Source organism: Halovulum sp. GXIMD14793, assembly GCF_054457435.1.
Map to the genome: position 1 here is coordinate 1 of NZ_JBTLNE010000046.1, position 17,210 is coordinate 17,210.

At 54.8% G+C, this 17,210-nt stretch carries 13 protein-coding genes and 1 pseudogene; 11 read left to right on the top strand and 3 right to left on the bottom strand.

Annotated elements, in window-relative coordinates:
- A partial coding sequence (locus ACW9UQ_RS13395) for a hypothetical protein (RefSeq protein ID WP_458931524.1) occupies positions 1–311 on the bottom strand: 311 nt, incomplete at its 3' end.
- 314 nt (positions 312–625) lie between these two features.
- On the opposite strand from ACW9UQ_RS13395, the pseudogene ACW9UQ_RS13400 reads away from it, so the two are divergent.
- Positions 626–844: pseudogene (locus tag ACW9UQ_RS13400) on the top strand (type II toxin-antitoxin system RelE/ParE family toxin); the annotation flags it as partial.
- 110 nt (positions 845–954) lie between these two features.
- On the opposite strand, the gene ACW9UQ_RS13405 reads toward ACW9UQ_RS13400, so the two are convergent.
- A complete protein-coding gene (locus tag ACW9UQ_RS13405) occupies positions 955–1,212 on the bottom strand; it encodes a helix-turn-helix domain-containing protein (RefSeq protein WP_458931525.1) in 258 nt (85 codons plus the stop codon).
- A 77-nt stretch (positions 1,213–1,289) separates the two neighbouring features.
- Between ACW9UQ_RS13405 and ACW9UQ_RS13410 the strand changes: the two genes are divergently transcribed.
- The 4 genes from ACW9UQ_RS13410 (at position 1,290) to ACW9UQ_RS13425 (ending at position 4,807) form a co-directional block, all read left to right on the top strand.
- Complete coding sequence (locus ACW9UQ_RS13410; protein ID WP_458931526.1) at positions 1,290–2,093, top strand: P-loop NTPase family protein; 804 nt, start codon at positions 1,290–1,292, stop codon at positions 2,091–2,093.
- Complete coding sequence (locus ACW9UQ_RS13415) at positions 2,090–2,662, top strand: hypothetical protein (RefSeq protein ID WP_458931527.1); 573 nt, start codon at positions 2,090–2,092, stop codon at positions 2,660–2,662. The genes ACW9UQ_RS13410 and ACW9UQ_RS13415 overlap by 4 nt, the downstream gene beginning before the upstream one ends.
- Positions 2,652–3,062 carry a hypothetical protein gene (locus tag ACW9UQ_RS13420; RefSeq protein ID WP_458931528.1) on the top strand — a complete coding sequence of 137 codons (411 nt, stop codon included), beginning with the start codon at positions 2,652–2,654 and terminating at the stop codon, positions 3,060–3,062. Before ACW9UQ_RS13415 ends, ACW9UQ_RS13420 begins: the two co-directional genes overlap by 11 nt.
- A gap of 344 nt (positions 3,063–3,406) precedes the next feature.
- The gene (locus tag ACW9UQ_RS13425; protein WP_458931529.1) at positions 3,407–4,807 is read left to right on the top strand and encodes a hypothetical protein; all 1,401 of its coding nucleotides are present in this window, start codon (positions 3,407–3,409) and stop codon (positions 4,805–4,807) included.
- Between the two features lie 225 nt (positions 4,808–5,032).
- Here ACW9UQ_RS13425 and ACW9UQ_RS13430 read toward each other — a convergent pair whose 3' ends face one another.
- Complete coding sequence (locus ACW9UQ_RS13430; protein WP_458931530.1) at positions 5,033–6,283, bottom strand: replication initiation protein; 1,251 nt, start codon at positions 6,281–6,283, stop codon at positions 5,033–5,035.
- 547 nt (positions 6,284–6,830) lie between these two features.
- Here ACW9UQ_RS13430 and ACW9UQ_RS13435 point away from each other — a divergent pair.
- From ACW9UQ_RS13435 to ACW9UQ_RS13460, 6 genes are all read left to right on the top strand, one after another.
- Positions 6,831–8,222, top strand: a complete 1,392-nt coding sequence (locus ACW9UQ_RS13435) for an AAA family ATPase (RefSeq protein WP_458931531.1) — start codon at positions 6,831–6,833, stop codon at positions 8,220–8,222.
- Entirely contained in the window at positions 8,209–9,258 is a 1,050-nt protein-coding gene (locus ACW9UQ_RS13440) for a ParB/RepB/Spo0J family partition protein (protein WP_458931532.1), read from the top strand. The genes ACW9UQ_RS13435 and ACW9UQ_RS13440 overlap by 14 nt, the downstream gene beginning before the upstream one ends.
- Positions 9,259–9,326: 68 nt before the next feature.
- The gene (locus ACW9UQ_RS13445) at positions 9,327–9,584 is read left to right on the top strand and encodes a type II toxin-antitoxin system ParD family antitoxin (RefSeq protein ID WP_458931533.1); all 258 of its coding nucleotides are present in this window, start codon (positions 9,327–9,329) and stop codon (positions 9,582–9,584) included.
- Positions 9,581–9,910: a type II toxin-antitoxin system RelE/ParE family toxin gene (locus tag ACW9UQ_RS13450; RefSeq protein WP_458931534.1), complete on the top strand. Its 330-nt coding sequence runs from the start codon at positions 9,581–9,583 to the stop codon at positions 9,908–9,910. Before ACW9UQ_RS13445 ends, ACW9UQ_RS13450 begins: the two co-directional genes overlap by 4 nt.
- Before the next feature lie 366 nt (positions 9,911–10,276).
- Positions 10,277–16,636 (top strand): RHS repeat domain-containing protein, encoded by a 6,360-nt coding sequence (locus ACW9UQ_RS13455; protein WP_458931535.1) that lies wholly within the window; start codon positions 10,277–10,279, stop codon positions 16,634–16,636.
- Entirely contained in the window at positions 16,633–17,115 is a 483-nt protein-coding gene (locus ACW9UQ_RS13460) for a DUF7919 family protein (RefSeq protein ID WP_458931536.1), read from the top strand. Before ACW9UQ_RS13455 ends, ACW9UQ_RS13460 begins: the two co-directional genes overlap by 4 nt.
- The last annotated feature ends 95 nt before the right edge of the window (positions 17,116–17,210 follow it).

Sequence of the window (17,210 nt, forward strand, 5' to 3'; positions counted from 1 at the left end):
CCGCCGGCATCAAGAACCGACAGGCGCGCTTGGTAATGACCCGGTACATCTGGAACCAGGGACGCCCGCAGCTGATCCGATCCCGAAATCTCGGCCACACTCAGGGCGGGCCGCGTCACTAGCGTCCAGGCATAAGTGGCAATATCTTCAGTGACATCAATCCGGTCAGAGACGTCAAGCACCACCGTCGACCCGGCCTCCGTCGCGACCGATACACTATTGAGACGCGCATGAACCGGCACATCCTGGGCCAGAGAAGTTGCAGCAAAAAAAGAAGACAGAGCAACCGCAGACAGAATCCGACAAAGCATAGCACCAATCCCATTAACCAATATCCCCACGCAAATGGATACAGCCCCGTCGACGAGAAGCAAGAGATTCGTGAGTGACGTCGCCGATCCAGCCTTGGAGATAGATCTTTAACGAAAAATCCGAGCCTCTCAACGATGGTCTGGGGGTCCCTCAACCCTTTCCTCACGTCGGAGACTTGAAAAACAGATCGTTATTGAAAGCCCGCGAACGCGTTTTGAACGTCGGAACCAATCAGGGCTATATCGCGTATAGTCGTGTCACGTTTTTGTGCCGCCCACCGGCGGAAGAGGATATCTGAACCTACACCGCGCGGAAGTGGTCGTCTAAACAGGCCGAAATTTATACTAACGACATAATCAATGTGTTTGAAGACATCGCAGCGGGAAGGAAGGCTGGCAGGCCTGTGTCGATCCGCGATGGATATCTCAAGTCTCTGATTGGTCGGCATGCGATCTATTTTCAGATTCGAGGTGAAGTGATCGCGATCATCAGAATTCTTCATCAAAGCATGGATGTTGAGCGGCGCTCGTAAGAATGACAAATGTCGGAAACGCGGGCTGCAACCGCAGCATCTCGACCCACCGATGAACTGCGGGAATGGCCCAAAATACCTCCATAATTAACATAACAAAAGTTATCAGACTAAAATTTCTGACAAGCCGGTGTAGCCAGATCGACCACTTCAAGAACGTTTTTTGGATCTATTTCTAAAGCCCTCGCCAACACCACAAGCTCAACAACATCAATACGCCTCTGACCGCTTTCGATGCGCGCTACCATGGATTGGTGGCATGACAAGCGCGCAGCAAGATCCGCTTGCGATAAACCCCGCTCCAAACGGGTAAGGATTAATTTGGCACAAAGCGCTTCTTGTCCTTTGCTGTGTATCGTCTTGACCATGTGATGCGAAAACCTCTTCGCATCTCGGCTAATCTAATATATAGATTATCTAAAATTTAGATAATTGAGGAGCCCCCATGAGCACGATTGTCTTTTTTGCACCAGCTGGTGGCGCTGGTCGAACGACGGCGGTGATGACATTGGCCTCGGCCATCGCGGAGAAGCAGCGCTATCGCACACTTGTGATAGACGCCTCTTACGAAGCGCAATTGGCCCACCGTGAGGACACAACGCTCAGTAGATGGTATGAACGGATGCTTGGCTGTGGCGTCTCAACGGACGTGATCGACTTTGAGCGAGCCCGAAACACAGATGATCTCAGCCGTATTTTAAGGTCAGAGCATGAACGCCGGCTCCTACGTGGCTTCCCAATTTTGATCGACACGAGCGCGCGCGTTGATGACCTCGCTTTATCCGCTGCCCACAACGCTGACTTCATCATTGCGCCCTTTACTGACGCGCTCACCGCATATCGGGTTTCAGAAGCGCTCAGAGAAATCAATCTTAGCGACACGCGAGTGTACGGGCTGCGCTGTGGCATCGCCTGTGATCCGTCTCAGCATCAAGCTGTAACCGCAGCATTTACCGCAGGACGATTGTTTCAGCACGGCATCCCAACATCTGAGATTGTTTCGAACATTTCTGAGGGAGGCCATATGGCTGCGATGCGGCTTGAGCATTCCTTGATGTATGCCGATTACCCTTTAGACACCGTTGCGCGTGCGCCGATCCACCAAGCCCAGCGAGCCGCCTCGGAAATCGGGAAGCTCGTGGAAGAGGTGCTCTTTGCGCTGCAAGGTTTGGAGCTGCATCCTCGATCCGAGAAACGGCAGACGACGCCCCTACCCTTGCACAAGCTAGCTGAGCTGCTGCCAACATGAAGCGCACAACCGAACACCTCACCCTGGTTCGAGGCACCGTCACCGCCACCAGGGAACGGCTGGGATCTGTTAATATGAATCGGAAGACAGGCTACGGAAGTGTGAACACGACGTCTGAACTCTGGATTCGGGATAGCAGCAACACAGAGCACCAATTCTATGGAGACATGTTTGATGCCGCGCAACCAGGCCATGATGTTGCAGTTGTGATCAAGCGGTCATCGGGCAAACCAGTTGCCTTCGCAAACTTTACAGCTGATTTCGTGCGTGATGCAAAGGAGCTACGTACCAGCACGTCGTTTGGCTCCATCCTGGCCGGTGCGATCGGCGTAACCTTTATTCTATCTCTCCCGGGCCTGATTATCTGGGGTGCCTTAGCCGAGACATTTGGTTTACTCGATGCCGCTTTCACTGGGACAGGCTTTCAGATTTACTTGGTGCTGATGGTGGTCTGTGCCGTCTTCGGGATTAAAGTCTGGGCCAAAGGGTATCGGGAACGCACTGATGTTTTGAAAGCTGAAGTTGACCGCCTTCTGATCTTAGAGCAGGAAGCAAAGTATGAAGCATAAGAAACATGTCCGTGAAGCTACGATGAAAGAGCTGAAAGAGATCGCTGCGCGCGCCGGAACAGAGGCAGCCTTCGCGACGCTCTCTGAAGGCATCCCAATTGTGTTTCGAAGCGGCGCCGATCTGTGTCGTCTATGGCCTGATGGACATGTCGAAAAACTAGCTGAGGACGGGCAGAAAGCAGCTACCAAACCACGAAAGCGCTGGCCTCAGTATGATGGCTGGGATGAGCTTGCCGAAGCGATTGAAACGCTGGCCAAAACATGTGGTGCCCATGCCTACTGCTCTCAAAAGTACCGATATCTGAACATCGAACTGCACCGGCGGGATGCCACGAGAGAACAGTTTATCGCGCTCCACAAGTTTGCAGATCTGATCGAAACTTTGACGGATCAGGGCTAGCGTGCAAGACTGGCTAATTGTCCGCGTCCCTTTGAACTGAAGTGCACCGCGCTTAGCCAATCGACAGCAGCGAATCGCATTTGACCAAACACCGCAGGTCCGGCTTGATCAAATGTGATATCCGTTCTCCCTATCTCCTCAGTCACCAGACTCTTCACCGCGACACTCCATCGAATGACCACCTGCTGTTGGGTGAGACATAAACGGTAGAGTCGCGTTTGCTAAGTTGCCGATTTTCGTTAAAGTTGGGTAAAGGGGCGCAGCGCCCTTTCCGGCAGGTTGTTTACAACCTAATAGTCGGCCAATATTATGTTTGCGAACGAGCATGATATTGGCAACGAAACATGTCAGGACCTCAATTCTACCATACGCAGTCATTCTCTCGGAAAGCCAACAAGGCTGGCCAATGCGTCCAACAAGTTATTGATGAGCTTCGGCGGCGGGAAGAATTTGCCACCCATGTCGACAATCCAATGCCACCGGTTTTGCTATTTGGCCTGGATGTCGAGGCTCTGAAATCCGCCCATGATCAGATGGTCGAAAATGGCAAGACAACGGTAACGTTGGCCGATGGGACGAACAGAGTACGGGCTATTCGTCAGGATCGGCACACCCTTTTTACAGCGGTTGCAAGCTATCCCGTGCCAAGGGAAACCATTGAAGCGGACACGACCGGGAAAGAGCGCGTTCTTTTTGATCGTTGGAAACAGCTCAACATTGATTTCTTAAAGAAGAAGTTTGGCGATCAGTTGAAGTCCGTCTTTGAGCATGTCGACGAGACCTTTGGCCATATCCACGCTTATGTGCTTCCCGAGTGTTTTGACGATTTGAACGCCCGCAACTTCAATCCGGCCTACCTGGCGAAGATGGACGCTGAGAAGCAGGCCGAGCAAGATGGAGCCCCTCCCCGCCTGAAGGTCAAGCTCGGAAATCAGGCTTATCGTGAGCGCGCGCGCGAATTAGCCGATGAGTACTTTGAGAAGGTCGGCCAGCCTGCTGGTCTGACACGTGAGGGGCCGAAGCGTCGGCGGCTATCTCGTTCGGAATGGCGAAAAGAGAAGTCTCATGCTCGGGCTGCATCCCAACTTGCATTGAAGGCCGCCGAAAACAGCATGCGTGAAGAGCTTGAGCCATTCCGGGAGGCGTTGGAAGTGGTCAGAACACACCGGGCCGCCCTCGCTCGCCGGCAGGCAGCGGAAGCAAACGAAAGCCATCGCGAGGAAGCCACTAGGATCGTCGCTGATTTTGGCACAGGGCAAAGGAGACGGTTTGCCGCCGCATTTGCCGTGCTGCATGGTTCCTCTGGAGAACTAAGGATGCTTGCTCGACAACTCTGGACCGAAGCGCTGCCAGACATTGAAGCGCCGGACGACCTGCAAAATCTGCGATCCCTGATCCAGGACCTTGATACAACCGATTTAGACCGACTTCAGGATGCTGTCGAAGACGACAAAATGCTTGGCCCTGCTATGGATGAGACCAAAACGCTGCTCCACCGTGTACGGCAGACATTGTCTGATGGATTGAAGGCCATCTGGCGGTCACTCGAGGGTTTCTCCCGAAAGATCGTTAGCGCTTTCGAGAACTGCGTTGAGCAAGTTTCCAAGCGCTTAGCGGAGCAAGAAGTCGTTCCCAAAGATCAGCTTGAAATGCCAAATGCCGCTGCTCCGTTTTTGACACTTCCAGAGGACGCACAGGACGCCGTAGCTAAAGCGTTTCCAAGCACAAGCGAGCCGACCGCGTAACATATTTAGGGTGAAACCATTCATCCGGCTAAGCTACGCCACAGGGCGGCTTCACCGAACCGGAACTTCGCCGCGAGAACATTATCCGGCAGCAGCCCAACTTATAGTCAGTGGGGCGAAACCGTCTTTGGTTTCCTATTGATTGGCGGACACTTTGCAATACAAGTCTGTCGAGACAGGAAACAGCCGAATTGCTGGTATCGATGTTGGGAATACTCAGCAAAGTTACTCAAAGGCCCCGGGCAACAACCCCTCCCAAAATGCAAATATCGCTGCTGCGTTCAGGCTTGAGGCCCAGCCATGGGTACGAAACGCTTCTCGAGCGATGTCATCGTCAAGCTCGGCCAGAAACAGCCGTTTGTCTGCATCGCGTTGCGTTGGGTTTCGCGTCGCCACCAGATCGGCCACCACCGCGAATTTACGGGCACGTTCGGCTCGCTCCGCCTGGCGTGCGGCAAAGGCCGCATCCTCGCGGATCTGTTCCGCTTGCGTTGCTGCGGCGCGTTCGATCGCCTCCGGACTTGGTGCGGGGTCGACACGCGGCTTGAAATCTTCGCGTATCGCAACAGACAGATATCCCGCACGCGATTTCACATCTTTCTGCTGATCGACATAAGCCAGCTTTTCGGCGACATAAGCCTCGCCATGTTCGGCAATCCATTGCCGGGCCAGCCGGTCTGCCACGCCTTGCGCAATCAATCGCTTATAAACCGCTGCATTGCGCACCCCATCACCGTCATCAATGTCAAACATCGCCAGTTGGGGATTTTCGGCGATGCGAAAACGGATATCCGTAACCGCCCTGCCCTTCTTGCGTACCTCTGGTGTGATCACGATATCGGAGTTCTTGTTAACCTCAGCGACAGCTGGCTTGATGATCTTGGCGTTCAGTTGCTTGTAGCTTTCATAGTAGCTGCTGCTGTCGACACCCATCAATTTGCGAAACACCTCCAGGGGCCACCAGCCAGTGGAACCTGTGCGCACGAACCGATAACAATTCTCATATAGCGCCAGCCCGTGGCCCGAAGTGAAGTTGCGCTGAATATTGATATTGATCAGGGCATAGATTTTCGGGTCATGAAGTTTCTGCGCTAAGGCCGGCGAATAGGCATATTCACAAACGCCCCCTTTCAGTTTGGCATAGGACAGGAGCGAGGATACCCCCCATTCCTGCCGCCCTTCCTCATCCAGCATGTCCCATTCAGCAACCGTCTCGGCCAGGGCGCGCAGGCTGGCGCGTAGCGTATCAATGTCGTTGGAGTTATAGCCAACCATCATGCATAGCGTGCGGGCGTCAATCGTATGGCTGGCCGCGCTGGTCAGGGCATCATAGGCATTCAGCAGAAGTACATTCGATAGCTTGCGCTGCAACAGGCTCAGCTTACCGCTGATATGAATCGCGGCAACATTCTTGCGAACGGTCTCTCGACGCAGCGCGCCAGTCAACTGATCGATATCAATGGGCGTTTTAGCCATCGTTTTGTTCTTATCTGCTCTGCAAGAAACCATGCCACAAAAGGTACCTGATGGAAAGAGATTTCGGGTTCCTTTTTGGCTCCTGTATATGGGTCCCCGAAAGGCTAAATCACGCCACAAGACGCCCAGGTTTCCGCTTCCAAGAACCACTTTCCACCTGGTTCCCGAGTGTGTAGCCTTGAAACGACTCCGAAAATCGAGCCATTTCAGCCGCCTGCGAATCGGTGCCAAACATACCGTTAATGGGTTCCAGACATCCCGCAAACGGGTTCTGTTGATCCTGCAAGATGGTTCCGTTCGTCCCGGACAAAGGAACCCATCATACCGTATCACTTTGATTGTAGGTGATTTTTTGGATATAAATGTCCTAAATAACCTAAAAAGCTAAAACTGTTTTAGCGTGCTTCTTTTTATAGAACTGAGCGGTTTCGCTGCGAAACCTGCCAAAAACCCAAATTCTAAGCGGCTAGTGATGGCCTTGATCTTCGATGTACGCTATTCTGCGCCATATCACCGAATATGCCGCACATGTCATAAGGCCCAGAAAGTGACCAAAGCGCCCTCTCCTCCCCTGCCCCCATATCTGAACCTCGATCCGGCGAAGGCGGCGACACGTTTGCCCGATCCTATCGACACAAGCCGATTCGCCAAAGCGGCAGCGTTCTGTGCCAAAGGTCGCGAAGATCTGGTCAAGCGTGGGTATGCTCCAGATGGTCAGAAACGGTTGCGCAAGTTCTCTATCTGGGAGATCACCAAATATCTGATCCCCGTCGCGCCCGCCCATCTGCGGCGTGTGCTGAAGTCAAATTCCGACCTGCCCCAGGGCGAAGGTGATGGACGTTCAAAGTGGTTCACATTGGAAGAAGTTCTGACCCTGCGCCAACACTTCGCTAACGAAGGGGTCAGTACGAAAGAGTACCTGCCCTACCGGCCCAAAGATGCGCAGGCGAAGGTCGCTGCGATCGCCAATTTTAAGGGCGGCGTCGGGAAAACCAGTACCGCAGCACATCTGGCGATGTCAGCAGCCCTTGATGGGTATCGCGTTTTGGTGATCGACCTCGACAGTCAAGGGTCGATGACTTCGATCATGGGCGGCGAAGTGGCTGATGAATGGTCCACCGTGTTCCCGCTGATTGCCAAGGATTATGCCAAAGCCATCATCGCAGAGAACCAGGTGCGCCGTGCGGGCGGCCAGATTGAGCTACCGCTGGACGAAACCCTGCAGGAGGCGATGAAGATCAGCGCCGCTGACGTGATCCAGAAGACCCATTGGCCGAATATTGATCTGATCGGTGCGCAGCTGAACCTTTATTGGGCCGAATTTCAGATCCCCGTCTGGCGCATGGGGCTGCGCGGCTGGCCGCTTTGGGATGGGCTGACAAACTTTTTGCAGGATGAGGGCGTGCTGGATAATTACGACATCGTCCTGCTCGACACGCCCCCTGCCCTTGGTTACCTGACGATCAACGCTTTGGCAGCGGCCGACATTCTGCTGGTCCCGCTTGGTGCATCGTTTATCGAGTTTGACTCGACCGGTCGTTTCTTTGATATGCTCTACACCACATTCGCCTCGATCGAAGACGGTGAAAACGCGACCCTTCGCGCCGCAGGGTTGCCCGAGATGAAGTTCGAATGGGACGCGGTGCGGGCGATTGTCACCCGGTTCGACGCCGCGCAGCAGACCGACATGGCCAATGTGATCCAGGCTTATTTTGGCGATTTCATGAATGCCTATCGGCAGGAATATACCGCGCTGGTTGGTCAGGCCGGAGAGCAGGTGAACGGCATCTACGAAGCCGACTATAGGGATTTCAACCGCGACACTTACGTGCGTGGGCGCGAGACCTTTGACCGAACTTATGCGGAGTTCAAGGAATTGCTGATCGGCTGTTGGTGGCGCGATATGCATGTGGGAGGAGCGGAAAATGGCAAAGCGTAAACGACTGACAACACCGGACGCGAACACCCTGCGCGAAATGGAAGACGGTTTCGCCGCGAAACCGCTTGAGACCAAATCAATAACACCACCTATTGCACAGGTGGCCGGCGACGCGGCGGCGTCGGGCCTGCCGAACGTAACTGATCGGGCAGAAGCCGCTCGCAATAAGGCTGAGGCTGATGCGCTGCGCAAGGCGACCGATGCGGGGCTCGTGGCGCAACCGATCCCGCTAGAGCAGATCGACACCGCCTTTATCCACCGCGACCGTGTGGCGGAAGATGCTGAGGCGATGGCGGAGTTGCTAACCTCCGTCCGCCAGCACGGGTTACGCAATCCCATTGAAGTTGCGAAGACAAGAGATGGATTCGGTCTGATCTCAGGCTACCGCAGGGTGCAGGCGTTTCGCCAGTTGGCAGTGACCGATCCAGCGTTCCGGCAGATCCCGTCTTTTGTGCGTCGCACGGATGCTGGCGTGGATGCCTACATCAACATGGTCGAGGAAAATGAGGTTCGTGCCAACCTCAGCCATTATGAACGCGGCCGAATTGCGGTACTGGCAGCGGGGCAGGGGGTATTCCCCTCGGTCGAGGCTGCAGTGGATGCGTTGTTTGCTTCGGCCTCGAAAGCAAAAAGATCCAAGGTGCGCAGTTTCGCGGTGGTTCATGAGGGGTTAGGAGATCTACTGCGCTTTCCGACAGCGCTTACGGAAAAGGCTGGGTTGCGGCTTGCGATGGCTTTGCGGGATGGCGGTCAGACAAGTCTGCGTGCGGCGCTGGATGCTGGCACGCCAGAGGATGCGGCGGCGGAGTGGCGCCTGCTAGAGGCTGGGCTGAAGGGTCTTGTGGTTGATCCAGGTTCAGAGAAGGGGGGGCGACCCACAAGCGTCATCCACCTTGATCCTGTTCCCCTCACAAAGGGGGCGGCACTGACTTGCCAGATATCGGGTGACAAGACGCGGATTGAGCTGTCCGGCCGGCCGATTGATGAGGTGACAGCGCAGAAACTCTTGCAGAATCTGAAGCAAGTCCTGGAATAGGTTTCGCCGCGAAACCCTATTGCCTTTAGGCTTGCTATTGGCATATATTGCCAATCGGAGGTGTCCTCATGGTAACACGCAACGTGGTTCTGACTGAGAACCAAGACGAACTGGTGCAGGCCTTGATCGCGTCGGGTCGCTATCAGAATGCCAGCGAAGCCATGCGCGCAGGTTTGCGGCTGTTGGAGCGGGAAGAGACGCAGCTTGCAGAGATTCAGACAGCACTGCAGCAGGGCTTGCAGCAGGCGCAGACGGGTGATCTGGCCGAGGGCAGCGGTTCGGATGCTATTCGCCGCGCATTTGACCGGGCGCGCAAGGCGACATGAGCCGCAGTTTCCGGCTGACCCGGCGGGCCGAGGACAGCCTTTTCCGCATCGCCCAATGGACCCATGATCGGTTTGGGCCGCGTCAGGCGGAAATCTACGAAGCCGAGTTGATCGCCCGCTGCAACGCCATCGTGACCGGAGACGCCCATAGCCGCAGCTGTGCACAGCTGGTTGAGGATACCGCAGATTTACGGTTCATCCGGGCAGGCGAACACTTTGTCGTTTTCCTCGACCAGCCCGAGGATGTCATCATTGTTGATATCCTCCACGGCCGCAGCGATCTGCCACGCCACATTGCGGCGCTGGCGGCTTTGAAAGGACCGTAGCCTTTACAGGCTGTGTCGCTCTGCTGAGATGGACGGCGCTGAGCGTGATTTTTGGTGGTTTTGGGGGGTGCTTCTGGGGTTGGTTTTGGTACGTCCGATAATGCAAACTTATTGGACACATATAGGCGATGCAGGGCAGGGCGGTTATTGCGCTTTTATGTGGTGTAAACCGCCGCGATGCCGCTCAAACTTCAGTCGGTCGATACGGTTGATATCCGTTGCCAATATTCTGATCCTGACGCGAAAGTGGGCGAAGGCTTTTAGGTAGCTGTATCGCCTCATGACAGATTTAAGACCTTGCCATTGCGGTTCAGTTTTGCTGAATGTTAACGGAATACAAGCATTGGTTAATGGGGTTCGTTGCACATGACTTTGGCCAGAACAGCCGCTTTTGTTTTATTTGTCCTTTCCCTGGCGCTTGGAAGCACATCCACACCAATTTTTGCGAATGAAGCGCCGGTCGAGGAGCTTTCGGATGCCGACCCTCAGTCATTGGAGGGCGAGGTTAGAGAGGGTGTTGATGCTGAATCCGGCGATGAGGTTGAGGCTGAGCAATCCCAGCAGGTTGCGCGCGCCGCGTCTGAGGATGAGAGCGTCAACGTGGATAATCCGGTCGATGGCTACAAACCGACCTTGCCGACCGATGTAGGGTCGGGCGGGGCGTTTGCCTATAGCTATCCGATCAAAGTGCCGGAATGGCATGGGATGCAGCCGGGCCTGGCACTGAGCTATTCTTCCTCGAACAAGAAGCTGGGGGGCTATGGCAATTATATCGGGATCGGCTGGTCTTTGTCGGGCATGTCCGAGATCACGCTGCACAGTTCCGGTGGTGGGGTGCCGTTTTTTGATCCGGCCTATGACATGTTCATGCTCGATGGTCAGGAACTGTTGGCCTGCCGGGATGCGGCGGCGACCCATTCCTGGACAGACCCGTATGCGTCGGATTTTCTGACCGAGACGGCCAGCGCCAGCTGCAGCCATGGTGGCACGCACGCGACGATGACCGAGTCGTTCAGCCGGATCAAATATGATCCGGTGGCAAATGAGTGGGAAATCCGCGGGAAATCCGGGCGCATCCGGATTTACCGGCCGGTTGGCACCTGGATGCCATCGGGGACAGCGCCGACCGACGTGTCCGAGACGTCTTACAAGCTGGCTTTCAAGACGCGCTGGCTGCTGGCCGAGATCCGCGATCAGCAGGCCCAGCCGAATGTGGTGCAGTATACGTACAAGGTTTACACCGGAGAGGGCGACCATACCGACCAGATCCGGGAGTATCTGCCACATGAAATTCAGTATGGCGAGTACAAGATCAACTTCACCTCGAAATACATCGGCAGCCGGGTGCAGTTTGGCATTGGCGACAGCTGGATGCCGCTATGGAAGCGGCGGCTTTACGGCATCCGTGTGCACAAGGGGAACACCCCGATCCGGGCCTATGTGCTGACGCATGAAGAGAGTGCTCTGACCAAGCGGTCACTGGTGACAAAGATCACCGAACTGGGCGCGGATAACGCCTGGCAGGACGACCAACTGGTAGGCACCAGTCTGCCGCCCACCACATTTACCTATTCCGACGACGCTGTCGGGTTCGTTGATCGGAGTTATGCAGAACTAGGTGGCGACTTTGATCTTAGAACAAGTCCTACAGTATCTGCTGACTTTGATGGGAGGGGTGCCGATAGTCTGCTGTATGCCGGGTTCCACCAGCGGTTCGAGCGGGTCGATGACGGTGAAACCGAGTACTACTACCGGGACTTCGAGCCCTTCCTATTGAACTTTGATCCGCAGGACCGGAGCATTGAGGCTTTCGTGACGCACGATGGCTTTCTTGATGCAGCGCTTAAAGGAACGGGCGCTGTGCATTCAATGCTTCATTGGAGGTCGAACAAGTTTAATCTTGGTTTCGTTGGTATCACAGATAGAGACCCAGTCTCAGGTAAAGAGTATCTATTGAGTTGGGTAACCAGCCATAGTTTTCACAGAAGTCAAACCGACGACCAAGACTTGTACAAAATGAAACGCGAGTTTGTCGTAAGCTCTTATGACGGAGCCAAATTTGAAGTTGCTGATAAACTGGCGTGGAACTGGATTGTTGGAGAGAGAAATATTCCCTATACTGAAGGTATTAGTGGCTTTGCGCATTGGACTGGAAATTTTGCAAGAAAAGACTCACAGCAATTAGTTATATACGATGTTGTTAGGAGTAAGTACTATCCACGCACTATAAAGGATGGGAGTTTTGCAGGATTTTCTGGTTTTAATTTTGAAGAATTACTAGATAAGGGTGCAAACCTTATTGATATTGATGGAAACGGCTTTTTAGATTTAGCTCGTGTAAAAGAATTTGTTCGGAACAAAAACGGCCTTGCTTACGAAAACGAGTACTACGGCGGAGATTCTGCTTACAGGCCTAACACCAACGTAACCTACGGAGACTTTAATGGAGACGGGTTAACGGATGCTGTTTCAATTGATCGCAGGAACGGTATCGTTGAAGTAAATCTATCAAACGGAACTGATTTCCATGAGCAATCTCAGTGGGTAGACGCCCAAAGAATTTTTCGTGATGGCCCCGGAACACCCTCACAAGATGGGCTAACAGAGAATAAATTGGTGACCGTTGATTTGAATGGAGATGGGTTAACGGACATTTTGCAGGTTGCTAATTACAAGTCAGTCCGAGGTTACTGGGCACCTGGAAAAGCTCAGGCCTTTATCTCGACCGGCAATTCCTTCGTGCAAGTTATGGATTCCGCAACCGGGCAGCAGGTGGTGTTTCTGGAATATCTTGGCCATGGTGATTTTGATGGTGACGGGATTGTTGACATTATTGGGCGGACCAATAGCGGGTCGACGCGGTATAAGACGATTTCCTGGGGGAGTTCCACAGCGCCGAACTTGATGACGTCGATTAGGGCGGCGACGGGGGCGGTGACGTCTGTGACGTATAAGCCGTCGGGTTTGACGCCGGAGAACCGGCAGCCGTTCAATCAGCCTGTTGTAGCGACGATCTCGACGGATAATGGTCGGGGTCGGGTGATCGCTCGCAGTTTTGACTATGCCGGTGCCGGTTGGGAGCCGTATTGGCGCAAGTCGCTCGGCTTCCGGGAGGTGACGCAGCATTTGCCACCCGTTGCGGGTGAGCCTGAGGTTTCGGTGCGCACGACCTATGCGCAGGAACTGGGGGCCATTGGCCAGGTTCTGAAGGTGGAGCGGTTTACCGGAACTGCCCTGGCGGCGGACGAGTCCAATCTGCTGGCGCGGAGCACGAACACGCTGAATATCCAGAACACCCAGAGACCGTTCCGCGCGGACCGGACCCAAACGACGAGCAAAATCCTGTCAGGCGCGTCTTTTGTTGAGACGCGGACGGATTATGCGGTGAACGGGTTTGGTGAGCCTGTCCATGTGATTGAGCATGGCAATGTTGCGGTCAGCGGGGATGAGCGGGGGACGTTTTTCTCTTATGTTCCGAATATCTCTGCGTACATCGTCTCGCTGCCATCGGAAAAGCGGGTGCAGTCGGGGGTTGCGGCGACCTATGCCGCGGCCAATGGTCTGTCACATGAGCAATACTTCTATGATGGTGCGGCCAATCTGCAGACGGCTCCGACAAGGGGCAATCTGACGGTGGTGAAGCAGCGCGATTTTGCGCAGAACAGCTTCGCGACCATGGCGCAGATGAGCTATGATGCGCATGGCAATGTGAAGACCGAGACGGATGCGTTGGGGAATGTCACGACGCATGATTATGACGCCAATGGTCTGTTCCGGATCAAGACGACCAATGCGCTGGGGCATGCAGCGGAAACCACCTGGGATGCGGCCTGTCAGGCACCACTGACCGTGACGGATGCGAATGGGCGGGTGTCGCGGAGCGAGTATGATACGTTCTGTCGGATCAAGAAGACGTTTTCGCCGTCAAACTACTGGACTGAGTATTACTATGTTAACCTCGGGAACCCAATCAATCAGCGCATCAACACATTGCAGCCAGGCTTCAACGGTGGCGATGACAGGCTGATCAAGCGGCAGTATTTTGACGGGCTGGGCCAAGTCTACAAGACCGAGACGACCAGCAAGAACAATGATGCCGTGGACCGGATCACGCAGGAGTTCACCTATGATGACCGGGGTCGCAAGTCTGGCGAGACCTTGCCCTATCTGCCGTCGGAAGCGCCGCTCTGGACGACATATGCTTTTGACGGGCTGGACCGCCCGATCAAGGTGACCCAGGCGAATGGGGCCGAGACGCGGACGGATTATCTGACGCTTGTCGGCTTTGCTGGCAGTCGTACCCGGGACCCGCATTGCTTTGACAATGACACAGCCACGATCTGTGGGGAGGTTCTGGTGCTATCGGATGGGCTGGGCCGGGCGATCCGGACACGTCAGGCGATCTTTGATACTGCGGGCGGCTATCAGGGTGGGGAGTGGACCAACCTGACCTTTGACGCGCTGGACCGACTGGTGCAGGTCACGGATCCGGGGGGCTCTGTCTGGGATTACACCTATAACAGCTTTGGCCACCGTACCCTGGCCTCTGACCCGGATCTGGGCACCTGGGCGATGAGCTATGACCTGAATGGCAACCTGTTGCAGCAGACCGATGCCAAGGGTCAGGTGATCAGCTTTACCTATGATGCGCTGAACCGGGTGCTGACCAAATCCGTGCCCTCGACCACCGGCGGCGCACCGATTGTCACGCGCTACGAGTATGATCAGGATTTCAATGGGGCCGACACCAACAGCTGGAACGTGGGGGAACTGTCGAAGGTTTCCATCGACGGCACGGATATTGCGATCCAAACCACCTATAACATCCATGGCGCGCCGCGGCGCATCGTGCATAAGGTAGATGGCAAGGAGTATCGCCACATCACCTGGTATGGTGGGGCCGGTAACCTGATCAACGAGGCGACGGTCAAGCTGAACACCCGTCTGGGGCATTACTGGGCCAAGAACCGGGTCTATGACTTTGCCGGGCGTCTGATCTCGCGTGAGAACTACATCACCGACACCAAATATAATGGCCGGGGCCAGGTGGATGAGATCACCTATGCCAATGGGGCCAAGGTCGACTACCGCTATGGTGATGAGGTCGGCCTGAACACCCCGCATCTGGACCGGGTACAGGTCACCGACAGTGCGGCCACCAGCGCCTTCAACCACGAGACGCACCGCACGCAGGCGGGGCGGATCACTTCCATCAACATGCTGGATGTCGGCTGGATCGACTACAGCTATGACCATGCCGGGCGCTTGCTGATGGCCGACAGTCGCACCAATGCGGTGGCGGACCAAAGCTTCACCTATGCCGCCAATGGCAATATGCTGTCGAACTCTGCCCTGGGGGCCTATATCTACCCCGGTGCCCTGTCGCCGCGCCCCCATACCCCGAGCTCGGTCGCGGGCCAGACCTTCACCTATGACGCCAATGGCAACATGACCACCGGCCTCGGCGGCAAGGTCATGACCTATGATGGCGAGAACCGGCCGCTGACGGTGACCACCGCCAATGGGGTCAAGACCACCTATGTCTACGGCGCCGACGGCACCCGGCTGAAGAAGATCGTTGACGACAATACCGGCCTGCCGAAAGAAACGCTCTATGTCGGCGTGGTCGAGATCCGCAACTACGGCACCGCCCAGCAATCCGTGGTGCGGCACCTGCAGGACGACGTCCGCGAGGTCGACGGCGTGCGCAGCTGGCTGCACCGCGATCACCTGAGCTCCGTCCGCTTCATCACCGGCGAGGACGGCCTCAAAGCCCGCCGCTCCGACTTCACCGCCTACGGAGCCCCTCAACAGGACTGGACCTGGCAAGCCGTCGTCGCAACGGAAGAAAAAGGCTTCATCGGAGAGCGCTACGACGAAGAAGCGGGCCTGTCCTACCTCAACGCCAGATACTACGACCCGGCGCTAGGGCGCTTCATCCAGCCGGATTGGTTTGAAGTTACACAACCCGGAGTGGGGACCAATCGCTACGCCTACTCCTTCAACGATCCAGTCAACAAGAGCGATCCGGGTGGGAATCAGAGTAAAGGTACATTCCTTTTCTTTGAGCCCCAGATAAGTCTTCCCCTGAAGAGCGCAGCATCGTCGGCGAGAAAATCTGCCGTGAAAACGGTCGAAGTAACCAAGAGTGTTGCCGCTGCTACTGCTTCAGGGGTCGCCCGATACGGCCCTGCCGTTGCGAGCGCTGCGCTTGATGTTGTTCCAGGGGTTGGTGATGCCAAGGGAATATATGAAGCTGAAGGTACAGGTGGAAAGCTGATTGCCGCTGCAGGCGCGCTAGGCGGCCCAGTATATGATACCTTGAAACTTGGAAGACGATTGGCACGAGGGCTGGGAGGCTCGCCCACACCGAAAGCGATTGTGAACACCTCAACTAACTCAGCTGGCGGGAAAGTTATCACTTTCTCTGGCGATTCTTACGAGAGTGATGTCGGCGGAGCTGTGAACAACGCCTTGATTGGCGGAGAAACCAAGATAACTATTTTGAGCGGAGTCCATGGCACCGCTAAAGGACGTTTGCGTGATGGTACCGCTGACGGCTTCTTCGAAGCAGATCTAAAGGCGTTCGGCGGTATCGATGGCGTTACTGTTTTGGACGCGTCCAAAATGTCGGAGAAGGAAATCAAGGATCATCTGCAGGGAACAGGCACGACTATTTGTGGCTTCTGCAATGGTGATAAAGTAAAGGATAGACTAGAGAAATGACATACTATCAAGATTTGACCGAATACCAATATAATCCGCATGAGATAATTGACGGATCATTGAACATTGGTTGGCTTGGTCCAGATGTTGATTTTTGCCAAGCGCAGGCAAGCGAGGAATTTCTTGATCGGCTCCTTGCTTTTTGTGCGTACTCATACTCTCTGTCGCGCGGTCTCCACTACTGCGAGTTGTGCGATGAGTACGGAATGGAACAATATGACGTTGAGTTTGATGGGAGAATGATGACTTTGGGAACGGCAGAGATCCGCGTCTTGGGCGGGGATGGGACAATTTTCTGTGCGCCCAATCTTATTTATCACTATGTTAAGGACCATCACTACGAACCGCCAGCTGCGTTTCACGAAGCTGTCTTAAACGGCCCGCTTCCAAACTCACCGGAACATAAAGAGCTATTTGATAAACGTGGGTGGGCTTCAGGACCAACCCCACATTTGGTTCCGCTCAGAGGCTCAAACTGATTGGAACGACAGCACTGCAGGTAGGGTGGTGGATAGCCCAAACATCATTCACTGTTACAAAAGTGATGAACTACAAGATATGATTATTGGCTTTT